Origin of the sequence: Apilactobacillus kunkeei (assembly GCF_005930975.1) — a bacterium.
Taxonomy (GTDB): Bacteria; Bacillota; Bacilli; order Lactobacillales; family Lactobacillaceae; genus Apilactobacillus; species Apilactobacillus kunkeei_E.
In genome coordinates this window covers 121,093-138,205 of sequence record NZ_VBSE01000041.1, presented here as the reverse complement: position 1 = coordinate 138,205, position 17,113 = coordinate 121,093, and the positions used below count along the sequence as shown (strand labels likewise).

The 17,113-nt window shown below is 36.0% G+C and carries 16 protein-coding genes; all 16 read left to right on the top strand.

Annotated features, from left to right (window positions below; translation table 11 throughout):
* The first annotated feature begins 17 nt into the window (after positions 1–17).
* The 16 genes from FD688_RS05090 (at position 18) to FD688_RS05015 (ending at position 17,101) form a co-directional block, all read left to right on the top strand.
* Positions 18–383, top strand: coding sequence for a 3-hydroxyacyl-ACP dehydratase FabZ family protein (locus FD688_RS05090; protein ID WP_051592197.1), 366 nt, complete (start codon positions 18–20; stop codon positions 381–383).
* A gap of 20 nt (positions 384–403) precedes the next feature.
* Positions 404–1,777, top strand: coding sequence for an acetyl/propionyl/methylcrotonyl-CoA carboxylase subunit alpha (locus FD688_RS05085; protein WP_138742059.1), 1,374 nt, complete (start codon positions 404–406; stop codon positions 1,775–1,777).
* On the top strand, positions 1,767–2,585 hold the full coding sequence (locus tag FD688_RS05080; RefSeq protein WP_190242914.1) for an acetyl-CoA carboxylase carboxyltransferase subunit beta: 819 nt from the start codon (positions 1,767–1,769) through the stop codon (positions 2,583–2,585). Before FD688_RS05085 ends, FD688_RS05080 begins: the two co-directional genes overlap by 11 nt.
* 15 nt (positions 2,586–2,600) lie before the next feature.
* Positions 2,601–3,368 (top strand): carboxyltransferase subunit alpha, encoded by a 768-nt coding sequence (gene accA / locus FD688_RS05075; protein ID WP_138742058.1) that lies wholly within the window; start codon positions 2,601–2,603, stop codon positions 3,366–3,368.
* Between the two features lie 42 nt (positions 3,369–3,410).
* Complete coding sequence (fabI, locus tag FD688_RS05070; RefSeq protein ID WP_041153065.1) at positions 3,411–4,172, top strand: enoyl-ACP reductase FabI; 762 nt, start codon at positions 3,411–3,413, stop codon at positions 4,170–4,172.
* The gene (locus FD688_RS05065) at positions 4,165–4,755 is read left to right on the top strand and encodes a 4'-phosphopantetheinyl transferase family protein (RefSeq protein WP_138742057.1); all 591 of its coding nucleotides are present in this window, start codon (positions 4,165–4,167) and stop codon (positions 4,753–4,755) included. The genes fabI and FD688_RS05065 overlap by 8 nt, the downstream gene beginning before the upstream one ends.
* Positions 4,756–5,119: 364 nt before the next feature.
* On the top strand, positions 5,120–5,563 hold the full coding sequence (gene fabZ / locus FD688_RS05060) for a 3-hydroxyacyl-ACP dehydratase FabZ (protein ID WP_034532426.1): 444 nt from the start codon (positions 5,120–5,122) through the stop codon (positions 5,561–5,563).
* A gap of 13 nt (positions 5,564–5,576) precedes the next feature.
* Positions 5,577–6,815 (top strand): beta-ketoacyl-ACP synthase II, encoded by a 1,239-nt coding sequence (fabF, locus tag FD688_RS05055; RefSeq protein WP_053792048.1) that lies wholly within the window; start codon positions 5,577–5,579, stop codon positions 6,813–6,815.
* A gap of 119 nt (positions 6,816–6,934) precedes the next feature.
* The gene (galE, locus tag FD688_RS05050) at positions 6,935–7,924 is read left to right on the top strand and encodes a UDP-glucose 4-epimerase GalE (protein ID WP_138742056.1); all 990 of its coding nucleotides are present in this window, start codon (positions 6,935–6,937) and stop codon (positions 7,922–7,924) included.
* A gap of 102 nt (positions 7,925–8,026) precedes the next feature.
* Positions 8,027–8,935: an aldo/keto reductase gene (locus tag FD688_RS05045; RefSeq protein ID WP_138742055.1), complete on the top strand. Its 909-nt coding sequence runs from the start codon at positions 8,027–8,029 to the stop codon at positions 8,933–8,935.
* Between the two features lie 98 nt (positions 8,936–9,033).
* Positions 9,034–9,945, top strand: coding sequence for a DMT family transporter (locus FD688_RS05040; RefSeq protein WP_138742054.1), 912 nt, complete (start codon positions 9,034–9,036; stop codon positions 9,943–9,945).
* 100 nt (positions 9,946–10,045) lie between these two features.
* Positions 10,046–10,657, top strand: a complete 612-nt coding sequence (locus FD688_RS05035; RefSeq protein WP_138742053.1) for a TetR/AcrR family transcriptional regulator — start codon at positions 10,046–10,048, stop codon at positions 10,655–10,657.
* Positions 10,658–10,671: 14 nt separating this feature from the next.
* The gene (locus FD688_RS05030) at positions 10,672–13,359 is read left to right on the top strand and encodes an MMPL family transporter (RefSeq protein ID WP_138742052.1); all 2,688 of its coding nucleotides are present in this window, start codon (positions 10,672–10,674) and stop codon (positions 13,357–13,359) included.
* A gap of 145 nt (positions 13,360–13,504) precedes the next feature.
* A complete protein-coding gene (locus FD688_RS05025) occupies positions 13,505–14,428 on the top strand; it encodes a YczE/YyaS/YitT family protein (protein ID WP_138742051.1) in 924 nt (307 codons plus the stop codon).
* A 302-nt stretch (positions 14,429–14,730) separates the two neighbouring features.
* Positions 14,731–16,122 (top strand): amino acid permease, encoded by a 1,392-nt coding sequence (locus tag FD688_RS05020; protein WP_138742050.1) that lies wholly within the window; start codon positions 14,731–14,733, stop codon positions 16,120–16,122.
* A gap of 40 nt (positions 16,123–16,162) precedes the next feature.
* Positions 16,163–17,101: a DMT family transporter gene (locus FD688_RS05015; RefSeq protein ID WP_138742049.1), complete on the top strand. Its 939-nt coding sequence runs from the start codon at positions 16,163–16,165 to the stop codon at positions 17,099–17,101.
* The last annotated feature ends 12 nt before the right edge of the window (positions 17,102–17,113 follow it).

The window sequence follows — 17,113 nt, the reverse complement described above, 5'->3', positions numbered from 1 at the left end:
AAAGATTCCCATTCCAAATGTTAGACAAGATTATTGAAGTAAGACCTGGTGAAGGTGCAAAGGCTGAAAAGCTTTTAACTGTTAATGAATGGTTCTTCTCAAAACAACATCTTGAATTTGGAATGCCAAGACCAATCGCGATGGAAATGCTAGCTCAAACTGGAGTATGTGCATTACTATCAATGCCTGAATACAAAGGACATAATGTTTTCTTTGGTGGTATCAAAGAAGCTACTTACAAAGACAGCTTTAGACCAGGCGACAAGTTGGAATTAGCTGTTGAAATGACAAAGCTAAAGAGAAACATTGGTGAAGGTCATGGAACAGTTACTAGAGATGGCGAAGTTATTTGTGAAGGTACTTTAATCTTTGCAATTGAATAAGTTCATAAAGGATGAGTGAAATGTTTAAAAAGGTATTAATTGCTAACCGTGGTGAAATCGCGGTGCAAATCATAAGAGCACTTCATGAGATGGACATTAAAGCTGTTGCCGTTTATTCAACTGCCGACAAGGATAGCATGTTCGTTAAATTAGCCGATGAATCAGTATGTATTGGTGGTCCACAACCAAACGAATCATACTTGAACATGGCTGCAGTGATTGACGCTGCAATTTTAACAGGATCAGAAGCTATTCACCCCGGTTACGGATTTTTATCTGAAAACGCTGAATTTGCTGAACTTTGCGAAAAATGTTCAATTAAGTTCATTGGACCAAGTTCAAAAGTAATTGATTTAATGGGAAATAAATCTCATGCCAAGGCAGCGATGAAGAGCAGTGGAGTACCAACCATTCCAGGTTCAGATGGCTCCATTGATAGTCTAGATGATGCTTTAAAATTAGCGGATGAAATTGGTTATCCAGTTATGCTTAAAGCTGCTGCCGGTGGTGGTGGTAAAGGTATTCGTGAATGTGACGATAAAGAAGCATTAAAGGAAATCTTTAACACTACTAAGCGTGAAGCAAGAATTTCATACAATGATGATTCATTGTACATGGAAAAAGATTTAAGCGATGCTAAGCATATTGAAATGCAAGTTATCGCTGATCAAAAGGGAAATGTTGTTTACTTCCCTGAACGTGACTGTTCTTTACAAAGGGGTCACCAAAAGATTATTGAAGAAACTCCATGTATGGAAGTTTCTCAATCTCAACGTGATTATCTAGGTAAACTAGTTGCCAAAGCAACTAAGGAAATTGGTTATGAAAATACCGGGACTTTCGAATTCCTATTGGACGAAAAGACCAACAATTTCTATTTCATGGAAATGAACACTAGATTACAAGTTGAACACACAGTTTCTGAAGAAGTTGCTGGAGTTCAATTGATTAAGGCTCAAATCCAAGTTGCTGCTGGTGAAGCTTTACCATTCACACAAGATGATATAAAGGTAGATAGTTACGCAATCGAATGCCGCATTAACGCCGAAGATCCTGCACATGGATTCTTACCAGCACCAGGTACTCTTCACAAGGTTAATTTCCCATTTGGAACTAAGGGTGTTCGTATTGACTCAGGTGTTGAACAAGGCGACACCATTTCACCTTTCTATGATTCAATGATTGCTAAAATCATTGTACATATGCCTGACAAGCCTCAGGCTGTCGTGAAAATGAGAAGAGTAATTAATGAATTTAAGGTTGATGGAGTAAAAACTAACCGTCAATTCCTAAATGATTTGTTACAAGACAAACATTTCAATGATTCAGATTTCAACAATCTATACATTGAAAAATCATTCTTGAAAGAGTGGTTGAAAAACGTTGAAGAATAATAAATCAGAAGAAACCAAAGATTTACAAACTTTAATGGACAAAGTTCCAGATCATTTGTTTATCAAATGTCCAGTTTGTGAAGAAAGCTTTTACAACAAGAAGTTAGGGGAATACAAGTTATGTCCTAACTGTGGTTATGGTTTTAGACTGGGTGCACAAGAAAGAATCAATATGACTGTGGATGAATTCACACCAATAGATTCTGAAATCAGTGCACCAAAGCGTTTCCTAGACGACGAAAAGTATGCTGGAAAGCTTGAAAAGTCAAAGAAAGCTACTGACCTAAATGAAAGTGTTCAAACCGGTTTTGCCAAGATTGGTGATACTGAATTTGCCCTAGGTGTAATGGATTCTCGTTTCATCATGGGAAGTTTAGGTACTGCCACTGGTGAAAAGCTTGCTAGATTATTCGAACAAGCGACCGAAAAGAATCTACCAGTAGTTGTCTTCTCATGTTCTGGTGGTGCCAGAATGCAAGAAGGAATCCACTCATTAATGCAAATGGCCAAGGTATCACAAGCGGTATCTGATCATGCCGAAAAAGGATTACTTTACATTTCTGTATTAACTGATCCAACTACTGGTGGAGTTACTGCTAGTTATGCGATGGAAGGAGATATCAACATCTCTGAACCACACACATTAATTGGTTTTGCTGGCCGTCGAGTTATCGAAAAGACAATTCAACAACGACCACCAAAGGATTTCCAACGTGCAGAAACTCTACTTAACAATGGTTTCTTAGATGCCATTGTTAAAAGAGATGAAATGAAGTCAGTATTAGCCAAATTATTGGCTTGGAATTAGGGGGATATTAGTATTATGGGAAAAGCATATGATCGTGTTTTAGCGGCTAGAAGTGCTGATAAGATTAGTATCCAAGACCTAGTTGCTGGAATTACTGATGATTTTATGGAATTACACGGGGACCGTGCTTACAGTGATGATCCTGCAGTATATGCTGGTATTGGAACAATTGCCGGTCAACCAGTTACAATTACAAGTATCCAAAAAGGTGACGACACAGATGAAAATATCGAAAGACATTTTGGATCAGCCGAACCTTCTGGATACAGAAAAGCTTTACGTTTGATGAAACAAGCGGAAAAGTTTAACCGTCCAATCATTAACTTGATTAATACACCTGGTGCATATCCTGGTATGGACGCTGAATACAAGGGTCAAGGTTACATGATTGCTCAATCAATCATGCAAGGACTTAAGTTGAAAGTTCCATACATCAGTGTCATCATTGGTGAAGGAGGAAGCGGTGGTGCCTTAGCGCTTGCTGTCGGTGACACCGTTTGGGCCTTGGAAGATAGTATTTACTCAGTACTATCACCTGAAGGCTATGCCACAATCTTGTGGAAAGATTCAAGTAAGGCAGCAGAAGCTGCTGAGCAAATGCAACTTACACCAAAGGAACTATTAGACAATGAAATCATTGATAAGATTATTCCCGAAGTCAAAGATGCAAAATCAATGCAAAACTTCAAAGAAGCTTTAATTGAAAAAATTAATGAACTTAACAAATTACCTAAAGAAGAATTATTGGCCCAACGTCACGAACGTTACCGTAAATTCAACTAATGTAATTTAATTGATTTGTATATTTTAGGAGGCCAAATCATAATGTCAAACTTATTAGATGGAAAAACAATTGTTGTTATGGGTGTTGCTAACAAGCGTAGTATTGCCTGGGGTTGTGCTAAGTCACTAATGGATAACGGTGCTAAAGTTATCATTACTTACCAAAACGAAAGATTAAAGCGTCAATTAGACAAGCTTGTTCCAGAAGGAACTGAAATGATTGAATGTGACGTTGCTGAAGATGCAAACGTTGAAAAGACTTTCCAAGACATTCAAGCTAAATTCGGTAACATTGATGGTGTTATTCATGCTATTGCGTACGCTGACAAGGAAACTCTTGAAGGTGGCGTTATTGATGTTAAGAAAGATGGTTACAACTTAGCCCAAGACGTTTCAGCATACTCACTAATCTCAGTATCACGTTACGCAAGTCGTGTTATGAACCCACAAGGTAGTATTGCTACTCTAACTTACATGGGTTCAACTCGTGCAATCCCTTCATACAACATGATGGGTGTTGCTAAGGCTGCCCTAGAAGCTAATGTTAGATACCTAGCTTCAGACTTAGGTCCTAAGAAGATCCGTGTTAATGCTATTTCAGCTGGTGCCATCAAGACTCTAGCCGTTACTGGTATCAAGAACCACGGTGACCTATTGAAGGAATCAGAAGCAAGAACTGTTGATGGCGAAGCTGTTGACATCCACCAAGTTGGTGACGTTGCTACATTCTTAATGAGTAACCTATCATCAGGTGTTACTGGTGACTTAATTTACGCTGATAAGGGTGTTCATTTACTTGCTTAATAATACAGAAATTTTTATCGATTCTATTCAAAATCCAAAGTACCAAGAAATCTTCAAAAAGGCTGATGTTGATTTTACAAAGTATAACAAACGTCAAGCAATTGTTGGTAACTTGATGCTGGCAGATTACATGGGAATTAGTATTGATGAATTACTTCATGGTGACCTATTCTATTACGGTAATCATGGAAAACCATTTCTAAAATCAAATCAATTTCAATATAATATTTCAAACTCATATGATTTAGTAATCTTAGCGGTTTCTGATCAAGAGGTTGGAGTAGATATTGAGAAATTGCGTCCATTTACTTACAAACGAATTACTCGTGCGTTTACTGATAACGAATTGGATTACTTAAGTAATCTAGATGAATCAGTAGAGGGTGATGAAACTCTTAAGTTATGGACAATCAAGGAAGCAGCATTAAAATTAGTCGGTACTGGATTATCCGGTAAGGTTAAAAGTGTCGATATTGATGTTGATACTAAAAAATCTGCTAAACGATTAGATCGTAAAATTAAATTAACCGATATTGAGGTAGCTGATGGTTACGTTGGAACCCTTGCTACATATGATGACTAATATCTGCTGTTAAATGATTTTTCCGGGGTAATGGGATGTTCAAACATTAAACGAATCAAATCATGATAATTAGATAATCTCTAATAAAAAACAGCAAAATAGATATACATTTAACCATGTGTCACATAAGGTAATATACGTAAAACACTGCTATGACAACGTTTTGTCCGTTTTAAGCAATAAAAAGATTCATGTACGTTGTAACTTAGTACGGTAATTGTTAAACTTATTTGTGTTAATTAGTTCATCTAGATATTAAAACTAGATGAACTAATTAATAATCCTATTGGGTTAGGATCATAAATTAGATTAATAAAAACGTTTAATTGTTAAAATTTTGAATTATATATGAGGAGTGCTTATTGTGAGTGTTTTAAATACAACAGAAATTATGGATTTAATTCCAAACAGATACCCAATTCTATACATCGATAAGGTTGATGAATTAATTCCCGGTGAAAAGGTAGTCGCTACTAAGAACGTTACTATTAACGAAAACTATTTCCAAGGTCACTTCCCTGGAAACCCAGTTATGCCTGGTGTTTTAATTATCGAAACTATGGCTCAAACTGCTTCAATTCTTATTTTGAAGAGTGAACAATACAAGGATAAGACTGCTTACCTTGGTGAAATTAAGGGTGCTAAGTTTAGAAAGATGGTTAAACCTGGTGACGTTGTACGTTTCGAAGTTACTATGGGTAAACAAAAGAAGAACATGGGACAAGTTGACTGTACTGCTTACGTTGGCGACAAGAAAGCTTGTTCAGCTCAACTAACATTTATCGTTCCAGACGTAAAACGTAAATAAGGAGGATAACTCTATGGAAAAGCGTGTTGTAATTACAGGTATTGGTGCCGTTAGTCCTTTGGGTAACGACGCTAACACATTCTTAGACAATATTTTTGCTTCAAAGACAGGTATTGCTCCAATTTCAAAGTTTGATGCTTCAGAAACTGGTGTTACTTTAGCTGCTGAAGTTAAAGATTTTGATCCACTAAAACGTATCGATAAGAAGATCTCAAAACGTATGGATGACTTCTCACGTTACGCTTTATACTCAGCTTATGAAGCCATGGAACAAGCTGGCCTAAAAGAAGGCGAATTTGATCCAGATGAATTAGGTGTTATCTATGGTTCTGGTATTGGTGGTTTAACAACTATCCAAGAACAAGCAATCAAGATGTCAAAGAAGGGTCCGGGTCGTGTATCTCCATTCTTCGTTCCTAACTCAATCATTAACATGGCTGCTGGTAACATTTCAATTAACCTAAATGCTAGAAACACTTCTCAAGCAATCGTTACTGCTTGTTCATCAGGTACTAACGCTATTGGTGATGCTTTTGACTACATTCGTTTTGGTAAAGCTAAGATGATGATTACTGGTGGTTCAGAAGCTTCAGTTAACGAACTAGGTATTGCAGGTTTCGCTGCACTATCTGCTCTTTCAACTTCAGAAACTGTTGAAGGTGGTTCAATTCCATTCGATAAGGATAGAAATGGATTCGTTATGGGTGAAGGTGCCGGTACTTTAGTTCTTGAAGAACTAGAACATGCTAAGGCTCGTGGTGCTAACATCTTGGCCGAAGTTGTTGGTTATGGTACTAACTCAGATGCTTACCACTTAACTGCTCCAAGACCTGACGGTTCAGGTGCTGTTGATGCTATGAAGTTAGCTCTTAAGGATGCTAACGTTGATCCTAAGGACGTTGACTACGTTAACGCTCACGGAACAAGTACTCATGCTAATGATTCAGCTGAATCACAAGCTATTAAGAAAGTATTTGCTGATAATGACCACATCAAGGTAAGTAGTACAAAGGGTATGACTGGTCATGCTCTTGGTGCTGCAGGTTCACTAGAAGCTGTTATCATGGTTGGTGCATTACAACGTCAACAAATGCCTGTTAACTACGGTGTTAAGAACATCGATCCAGAAGTTGAAGTAGAACTAGTAAACGAAGACAACAAGAAGTCACCAGTTAACTACGAAATTTCAAACTCATTTGGTTTTGGTGGTCACAACGCGGTTCTTGTATTCAAGAAGTACGAAAACGACTAATAAAACAATTAGAAGACGCAGTATGATACCGCGTCTTTTTTTGTGGAATTTATTGAATTTTTAAGGTTTCTGATTGATAATGATATTATAAGCAATTTAAATAAAGGGAGTATTCTTATATGGCAATTTTAGTACCAGGTGGGGCCGGATACATCGGTTCACATACCGTAGATAGGTTAATTGAAAAAGGATATGATGTTGTCGTTGCAGATAACTTAGCAACTGGACATTTAGATAGTGTTAACAAAAACGCCAAATTCTATGAAGGAGACATCAGAGATGCTGACTTCCTAGACAAAATTTTCAATAATGAAAATATTGATGGAATTATTCATTTTGCCGCTAATTCTATCGTACCAGAATCAATGGAAAAACCATTAAAGTACTTTGATAACAACACAGGTGGAATGATTACGCTACTAGAAGCAATGCAAAGACATAACGTTAACAATATTATCTTCTCTTCTACGGCTGCTACTTATGGAGAACCTGAAAGTATTCCAGTTAAGGAAACAGATTCTCAAGTACCTACCAATCCTTATGGTGAAAGTAAGTTAATGATGGAAAAAATGATGAAGTGGGCTGATGTTGCTTATGGCATCAAGTATACTGCACTTCGTTACTTCAACGTGGGTGGCGCTAAGATGGACGGATCAATTGGTGAAGACCACGGTCCTGAAACCCATTTAATTCCAATCATTTTACAAGTAGCCCAAGGCACTCGTGACAAACTACAAATCTTTGGTACTGATTACCCAACTAAAGATGGTACTAACGTACGTGACTATGTCCACGTAGTTGACTTAGCAGATGCACATATCCTAGCGTTAGATAGATTGATGAAGGGTGGAGAATCAGAAGCATTTAACTTAGGTTCATCAACTGGTTTCTCAAATAGAGAAATGTTAGAAACTGCTCGTAAGGTGACTGGTAAGGAAATTCCTGCTGAAGATGCACCGAGAAGAGCGGGGGACCCAAGTACTCTAGTTGCCGACTCAACAAAAGCACGCAAAATATTAGGCTGGAAACCTCAACATGATAACGTTGAAGATATCATTGCCAGTGCATGGACTTGGACTCAAAAACACCCTCATGGTTATGAAGATTAATATTTAATTATATTTGATTATAATCATTTCGTTTTTCTTGAAAATCATTTCTATTGGTTTTAACATGTACTTGAACTTATGAAATAGGAGGCTGAATTTTCTATGAACAGATTAGAAGGACTTGAAGAAACAACCACTTTAAACAACGGCGTTGAAATGCCACGTCTTGGATTAGGTGTTTGGAAGACAGATAACACAAGTGCTAAAGAATCAGTTAAAGAATCAATCATCAAGGGTTACCATCTAATTGATACTGCAAAGCAATATGGTAATGAAACTGGTGTTGGTGAAGGAATTAAAGAAGGTTTAGCTGCAACCGGACAAAACCGTAAAGATTTATTTATTACAACTAAATTATTTAATGGTGATCAAGGTTATGAAAGTACAATTAATGCCTTAAATGGTACATTAAAACGTCTTGATTTAACATACATTGACCTATATTTAATGCACTGGCCAGTTGATGGTAAGTACATTGATACATGGAAGGCAATGGAAGAACTTTATCGTCAAGGTAAGATTAGAGCTATTGGAATTTCAAACTTTGATAATGAAAGATTACAAAATCTATTGGATCACAGTGATATTGTTCCTGCTGTTAACCAAATGGAATTTAACCCAGTGAACCAAGAAAAAGAAATTCTTGAATTCAATAACCACGCTGGAATTCAACTAGAAGCATGGTCACCACTCGGTGGTGGAGAAGCCTTATCTAACGAAGAAATTAAGAAGATTGCTGATAAATACAATAAGTCAGTTGCTCAAGTAATTCTTCGTTGGGATTGGCAAAAAGGTGTAGTAACTATTCCTAAGTCTTCACATGAAGAAAGAATTATTCAAAACTCGGATATCTTTGACTTTAAGTTGTCAGAAGATGACATGAAGACGATTGAAGGTATCGACAAGCAAAAGCGTAGTTTATGGTACCCAGATTTTACTTGGCATACTACCGGCGAAATGCAAGATACTGTTGATAAGTGGGACGATTCTCCTGCTAACTACAAAGATTAGTTATACTAGCTATTCAGAAAAAAGCGTTGTCATTAATGACAACGCTTTTTATTTTGTCCTATAATGGTATTAAATAATTAGAGAAATGGAGAATTGGATTGAAAAATAAGACACAAGCACAAAAAAGATTGATTGGTGGAATACTAGCTGTGACTGGGGCAATTCTTTGGGGGATTCAAGGGCCTGTGTCACAATTTTTATTTCAAGATAATAACCTTTCACCTGAATGGTTAATGGGAATTAAAATGGGAATATCAGGTATTGTAATTTTGTTATTTACCAATTTTGTTAAAAAAGAACCAGTGATGGATCTTTGGAAGAAGCCAAAGAATCTAGGCGTTTTTGCTGCTTATGCCGTGTTTGGGCTAGCTGCTGTTCAATATTTATACTTAGTAACGGTGAATTTAAGTAATGCCGGAACTGCAACGGTTCTACAAAGCTTGGGGACAGTATTGATTGTTATATTTACTGCCATTTTTTATCATCAATTGCCTAACAAGTATGAGGCGACGGCAGTATTAGTGGCCCTAATAGGAACATGGTTGTTAGTTACAAAAGGGCATTTAACCCAGTTAGCTATTTCAACTCCTGCATTAACTGCGGGACTATTGTTAGCTTTAGCTGGTGCAATTCAAACCATGCTGCCTGTAAACCTATTAAAGCGTTTTTCAACACTAGTAGTAGTTGGATGGGCAATGCTAGTCGGTGGTATTATCTTTACTTTTGTTCATCCTTTCTGGGTAGATGTTCCTAAACTGACTCTTGGAACTGTATTAGGAGTCGGGTTCATCGTATTCTTTGGAACCATGATGTCATTTATTTGCTTCATTAATAGTTTGAAATTTATTTCGCCTACAGTGGCAGGAATGCTAGATACGTTTGAACCACTATCAGCGACCATAGGTGCAGTAATTTTCCTTAATACGTCTTTTAATGGTGCAGAAGTTATAGGTGGGATTTTAGTATTAAGTACAGTATTTATATTGGCTTTAGGAAATAAAAACGAATAAAATAAAAAAGATAATGAACAACGTGTTGACTTTCTCACCACGTTGTTTTTATAATGTAATTGAATTATTAGATAAGTGATTTTTGAGGGGAGACATAGGTATGGTTAAACAAGATAGTAGAACTATCAAAACCAAGTCCCAAATTACTGATGCCTTAATTGAATTGATTCATACTAAGGGATTCAATAATTTGAGTGTTACTGATTTAACTAGAGCAGCCGGAATTGGTCGCGGTACGTTTTACATTCATTATTTAGATAAATTTGATTTGTTATCAAAGACAGAAACACGTTTATTAGCTGAAATTCAAGATATCTTAAATGCAATTGTTCCTGAAGAATTAAAAGCGTTTTCTGAAAATAGTGAAAATACTCCATCAGAATTGGTAATCAAGACGCTTGACTACTTTTACCAGAATTCAAAATTATTGTCTGCGTTGCTATGCCCAGATGGTGATCCATATTTAATCGGAAAAATTAAGAAGATGTTTAAGGAAGTAACGATTGAATCATTTCATGCGGCACCTTCTGAAATCGAGTTCCATCCAGGTATTCCTAAAGATTATGTAATGGAAATCATTTTGGATAGATTGATGAGTATCGTTGTTTATTGGATGAGTAAAGAACATCCAGAGTCTCCGAATGAAATCGCTGAAATTATCAAGACGACGCAAAGAACAGCGCCACAAGATTTAATTAATATTAAAAAATAAGGGGGAGAATTCAGATGCCAAAGTTTATTAAGAAGTATACCGGAAGCTTGATTGCATGGTTAGCCATTGTAATCCTAAGTGTGGTTTTTTTACCAAACATGTCTAACTTAGTTGCGCAAAAAGGTCAAACTAAGATTCCAGCTACTTCACAAAGCCAAGTAGCACAAACGATTCAAAAACATTGGGGTCATGGTATTAGCAATACCATGGATACCGTCGTTGTTTTTAATAATGGTAATAGTAAAATCACTTCAAGTGACCAAAAGAAAATTGATGCTACAATTCAAAAATTAAAGGACAACAAGTCCAAGTACGGTATCAAGGGTGTAACTGCACCATTTGATAACGATGCAACTAAGAAACAATTAATTTCAAAAGATAAAACAACTGAAATTGTTCAATTAAATGTAACAAAGAAACGTTCAATCCAAGATGTTAACAATCAACTTAAGGATGCGGTTCAGACCTCTGGAGTAAAGACTTATGTCACAGGTGGGGATATCCTAAATGATGATTTTAGAGTTTCTACACAAGAAGGAATTCAAAAGACTGAAGTTATTGCTGCTGTATTTATTCTAATCGTATTGATTATTGTATTTAGATCACCAATTGTTCCATTGGTATCACTATTAACAGTGGGTGTTTCATTCATTGTTTCATTAAGCATTGTAATGAACCTTGTTCAATACTTTGGTTTCCCACTTTCAAACTTCACTCGTGTATTCATGGTGGTTGTATTATTCGGTATTGGTACTGATTACAACATCCTGTTATATAACCAATTTAAGGAAGAACTAAGTAGGGGTAAAGACCGAATTCAAGCAACTATCGATGCTAGAAAGGTTGCTGGAAAAACAATCCTATACTCAGGTACATCAGTATTGATTGGGTTTGCTGTATTAGCATTGGCAAAATTCTCAATTTACCAATCAGCCGTAGGAGTTGCCGTTGGTGTTGCCGTATTGCTAATTGTATTGGTAACATTGAATCCATTCTTTATGTCAGTTCTAGGTAAGAACATCTTTTGGCCATCAAAGAACTTTGATGGTGAAGGTGAAAATAAGCTATGGAGATTCTTATCTAGCAAATCGACTAAGTGGGCAATCCCAGCTATCATATTGGTATTGGTTGCAACGGTTCCATTCATGGCTACTTACAAGAACAACCTAAACTATGATAATAGTGTAGAATTGCAAAATAATGTTCCTGCTAAACAAGGACTATTGACGGTTCAAAAGCATTTCTCAAAGGGAACTGCGGAACCTTCAACTATTTACATTAAATCGGACCACAAGCTAAATAACGAAAAAGACTTGAATGAAATTGATCGACTAACCCAACAATTGGGTAAACAATCTGGCATAAAGACAGTTGCTTCTGTAACACAACCAAGCGGTATGCCAATTAATCAACTTTATGTCAATGACCAACTAGAAACATTAAATTCCAAGATGAAGACTGCTAAGAAGGGGATTAGTACCATCAAGCAAGGTACTAAGAACTCATCATTCAACGCTACTCCACTGGAAGATATCGGTTCTTCAGCAATGACAATTGGACAATATCTAAAGAATATTCAAGCAATGAGTAGTCAAACAGGTAGTACCAATGGTCAAGAAGTACTAACTCAATTACAACAAAAGATGGCCTCAGTAGGTCAACCACTTAGCCAAGCACAGCTTCAAATTGTAGGTGCTTTACTACAACAAAGTGCAACTAAACAACAAACATTAATGAGTGGTTTACAATCACAACTAGAAGGGATTGCATCTAATACTCAAGGTATTGGTGACAATGCTAAGGCATTAGCTGAACAATTAAAAGAGACTCAAGCCAAGCTAAAGAAAGCGGGCGTTGGTTTAGATAAAATTGAAAAAGGAATGGGTAGTGCTAACACTTACCTAAGTTCTCTATCAAATTCACAAGCTGCTGATTCATTTAACATTCCAGAAAGCGTCTTGAAGAGTGATACATTCAAACGTTCAGTTAATACTTATCTATCAGAAGATAAGAAGACTGCAAAAATTACTGTTGTCTTAGATAAAGACCCTAATTCTGAAAGTGCAATGAACCAAGTTGATAACCTACAAACTAAGGTATACAACAATATCTCAGGTACCTCATTAGATCACAGTGTGGTTGCAATTGGTGGTCAGACTGCAACTACTTCAGATACTCACCACATCGCTAGTTCCGACTTTTTGAGAACTGCAGTAATTATGGTTATCGGAATTATGATTGCACTAATGGTTATTACAAGATCAATTCTTCAACCATTCTACATCTTAGGTACATTAATTATTGCTTACATTTCATCACTAAGTATCACTAAGTTAATTAGTTCTGCCGTATTAGGTGAAAAATTCTTAACTTGGAACACACCATTCTTCACATTTGTAATGTTAATTGCATTAGGTGTTGATTACAGTATCTTCTTAATGATGAAATATCGAGAATTTGGCAGCGTTGACGCAACACCTGAAAAACAAATTCAACATGCTTGTGCTGTTATCGGTACTGTAGTTATCTCAGCAGCAATTATTTTAGGTGGTACTTTTGCGGCATTGATGCCATCAGGAGTATTAACTCTAATTCAAGTTGCTGTTGGTGTGATTGTTGGATTAATCATCCTTGTATTTATCATTCCAATGTTAATCTCAGCATTGATCAAATTGACTTATGGCCAATCTGAAGATAAGTAATAGATGGAAATAATAATAATGAGAGACGATGGATTTACCATTGTCTCTTTTTTTAGTATAAATTATTTCATTTAGAAACATAAAAGGGTTATAATGTAAGCGCAATCATAATTAATAAAAACAAACACAAGAAGGTATAAAAATTATGAAAAACGTTTCATACGATAACTCAAAAAACGTCATTAACAAGCCGCTAGATTTATTTTTACGTGCAGTTATGTCCTTGATAGGAGTTACATTAATTGCTCTTGGAGCTGCTTTTATGCGCTCAGGACATGTCGGAATTGATCCATTTACTGCTATGAATGCAGGGATGGCCAATAAATTGGGGACTTCATTGGGGTCATTCCAATTATTTGCTAACTTAGCATTATTCGTTATTGTTTTAATTTTTGATCGAAAACAAATCGGATTAGGAACCATTTTTAACATGGTATTAGTAGGATATGAAATTGAATATTTCAGTACTTTTTACTCAATGATTTTTCCTGGTAAAATTAGTATTCCTATGATGGTCTTCGATGCTATTGTTGGTATTTTAGTTTTTACATTAGGTACTTCAATCTATATGGCAACTAAATTAGGTGTATCTCCTTATGATGCACTGGCACCAATCATTTCTGAGAAAACACATATTGAGTACAGAAAAGTGAGAAGTGCTCAAGATATTATCTTTATGCTTGTTGCCATTATTGTTTCAGGACCATTTGGAATCATGACCATCTTTACAGCATTCTTTGCTGGATCATTGATTAGTTTCTGGAACAACACCATTAGTCGTGAACTAATGACTCATATTGATCACTTTAGTCAAAGACCCAGTCTACATGATGCAGCTGGTGGATTAGTTAGTTTGGGAAAACGTGGTTACGATATCGTAAGCAGTGCTTACCAAGATACTTATATTATGCAAAAACAGATGTCAGGTTACACTAACACTGAGATTGAAGAATTAATTAAGAAGACTAACGATAATATGAGAAAAAATCAACAAGTCCAATTGATTCTTAATAAACGTTTGGAATCATTAAACGCCGAATTAAAGGAAAGAAAAGCTAATAATAAATAAAAAAACTTGCATTCTTCATACATTTTCGGTAAGATTATTACAAATAAATGAACGAATGAAAATTGGAGGTTCAATCATGGCTACTTGTTGTATTCTGACAATAAAACAAGATAATAATAATTTCTTCTTTAATCTGAACTAGCTGTTTAGTATAGTACGTAGAAGAGATTATTTCGCTATGAAAACTTCGGAAGCACTAGAAAAATGGCTGGTAAGCAGTTATTCTTTCTAGTGCTTTTTTACCGCACTAGTTAGGAAACTAGTGCGGTTTTTATTTATTCATGTAAAAAAGGGGGATTTTTATGAATATTCTGTCTAAGGTGAATCGTAAAACATCATTGGCTAAGTTCATCGATAGGGATCAAAATTTACAAAGAACTATCGACACTAAAGATTTAATCATGATGGGAATCGGTGCCGTTATTGGTGCTGGAATCTTCGTAATACCAGGAACAGTTGCAGCAACAACTGCGGGACCTGGAATTATCCTCTCATTCGTAATTGCGACAATCGTATGTTCACTTTGTGCAATGTGTTATGCTGAATTTTCATCAGCATTACCGGTTGCAGGGAGTGCATACACATTCGGTAATGTTATCTTCGGAGAAATTACTGGATGGATTATCGGATGGGGTTTGATTCTTGAATACATGCTATCAGTAGCAACTGTTGCATCAAGCTGGTCAGCTTATTTGCAATCATTACTGGCTAATTTCGGAATTCACATGCCAAAGGCACTATCAGCTAACTATGATCCGAATCACGGCACATACGTTAATCTGATAGCGATTCTAATAGTGTTATTGATTTCATGGATCTTAACCAGGGGTGTTAAATCATCCACACGTTTAAATGACATAATGGTGATAGTCAAAATTGCAATCATTATTGTCTTTGTAGTTGCCGGGGCATTCTTTGTTAAGCCAACTAATTGGAATCCATTTATGCCATTTGGTGTTAGTGGGGTTTTCAAGGGGGCTTCCTTAGTGTTCTTTGCATACTTAGGTTTTGATGTTATTGCTGCCTCAGCAGGTGAAGTAAAGAACCCTAAAAAGACAATGCCAATCGGTATTATTGGCACATTAATCATTTGTACAATCTTGTACATATTAGTCTCAATTATTCTTACAGGAATTGTACCTTATTCAAAATTAAACGTTTCGGATCCAGTAACATTTGCACTACAAATGATTCACTTGGACAAGCTTGGAATTTTAATTTCATTGGGTGCGTTAGCAGGAATGTTTACTATGATGGTAAATATGGTATTTAGCAGTTCGCGTCTAATTTATTCCATTGGTCGTGATGGACTTTTACCTAAAAAATTGAGTAAAATAGACACAAAGAAAAATGTTCCAGTCCACAGTGTTATCTTCGTAACGATTGTGATAGCAGTGATGGGTGGTATCTTTTCGCTAGATAAGCTAGCTAGTTTAGTTAATATTGGGACTTTGATTGCCTTTACTTTCATGTCAATTGGAATAATATATCTAAGAAAACGTAAAGATATAAAAAATGATGGATTTAAAGTTCCATTATATCCAGTCTTACCAATTGTATCAGCGGTAGCATGTATTTATTTATTAATTCAATTGCCACTTGATACATGGATTTTAGCAATTATCTGGTTTGCTGGCGGATTATGTATTTATTTCGGTTATGGGATTAAACATAGCCAATCAAACAAATCGTAATAACTATTTTGTTATTATGAATAAACGGGGAGTTTTAAAAATGGAAAAACAACATACAACGACTGAAAACGTCATGAAAGGTATTTTCTGGTCTGCAATGGCTTCAACCCTATGGGGTTTCTCAGGAGTTATCATGCAATTCGTTGCTAAAAACGAAGCAGTTCCTACACAATGGTTCATTTCAGTTCGTACATTATTTGCAGGTATTTTATTGTTAACTATCGGTTCAATTCACGTTGGTAAACATGTTTTTGATGTTTGGAAATCAAAAGAATCAATCATTAGATTATTCATCTACGCAATTTTTGGTTTAGCAGTTAACATGTCAACATTCTATGTAAGTATTCAAGAAGGTAATGCTGCTACTGCCACAATTCTACAATACTTAGCACCAATCTTTATTGTGCTATATGGATTAATCTTTATGAAGAAGAAACCTCTAAAGGCTGATGTAATTTCATTCTTGTTAGCTTTAGTGGGTGTGTTCTTGATTATCACTAACGGTCACATTGGTGAACTATCAGTTCCATTGACTGCTGTTATTTTTGGTTTACTTTCAGCTGTTTCAGCTGCCGTATACTACTCAGTTCCCAAGCCACTAACAAAAGAAAACTCACCATTTGTTGTTCTAGGTTGGGGTACTTTGATTGCTGGTATTGGTTTTAACGCTTATCACCCATTCTGGTCAGATGCTCCTAAGATTACACCAGGTATTGTTTTAGGTATCGGTGGAGTTATCTTAGTAGGTACTATCTTTGCTTTCTCTGCTGTTCTATACAGTTTAAAGTTTGCTCCATCAGAAGTGTCAAGTATCGTTGATGCCGTTGAACCAGTTGTTACAATCATCCTAAGTATGATTGTATTCCACTTAATTCCAACACCAATTGAAGCACTTGGTGCAATCATTATTATCGTGTCAATTTACTTCTTACAAAGATCTCATCAAAAGAGAGATAAGAAGGATCCAGATATTAGATAGAATGTCTAAAAA

Bases quoted from the DNA above. Each gene is read 5' to 3' on its own strand.
- FD688_RS05090 (WP_051592197.1), top strand. From the start codon at position 18: ATGTTAGACAAGATTATTGAAGTAAGACCTGGTGAAGGTGCAAAGGCT.
- FD688_RS05085 (WP_138742059.1), top strand. From the start codon at position 404: ATGTTTAAAAAGGTATTAATTGCTAACCGTGGTGAAATCGCGGTGCAA.
- accA (WP_138742058.1), top strand. From the start codon at position 2,601: ATGGGAAAAGCATATGATCGTGTTTTAGCGGCTAGAAGTGCTGATAAG.
- fabI (WP_041153065.1), top strand. From the start codon at position 3,411: ATGTCAAACTTATTAGATGGAAAAACAATTGTTGTTATGGGTGTTGCT.
- fabF (WP_053792048.1), top strand. From the start codon at position 5,577: ATGGAAAAGCGTGTTGTAATTACAGGTATTGGTGCCGTTAGTCCTTTG.
- galE (WP_138742056.1), top strand. From the start codon at position 6,935: ATGGCAATTTTAGTACCAGGTGGGGCCGGATACATCGGTTCACATACC.
- FD688_RS05045 (WP_138742055.1), top strand. From the start codon at position 8,027: ATGAACAGATTAGAAGGACTTGAAGAAACAACCACTTTAAACAACGGC.
- FD688_RS05035 (WP_138742053.1), top strand. From the start codon at position 10,046: ATGGTTAAACAAGATAGTAGAACTATCAAAACCAAGTCCCAAATTACT.
- FD688_RS05030 (WP_138742052.1), top strand. From the start codon at position 10,672: ATGCCAAAGTTTATTAAGAAGTATACCGGAAGCTTGATTGCATGGTTA.
- FD688_RS05025 (WP_138742051.1), top strand. From the start codon at position 13,505: ATGAAAAACGTTTCATACGATAACTCAAAAAACGTCATTAACAAGCCG.
- FD688_RS05020 (WP_138742050.1), top strand. From the start codon at position 14,731: ATGAATATTCTGTCTAAGGTGAATCGTAAAACATCATTGGCTAAGTTC.
- FD688_RS05015 (WP_138742049.1), top strand. From the start codon at position 16,163: ATGGAAAAACAACATACAACGACTGAAAACGTCATGAAAGGTATTTTC.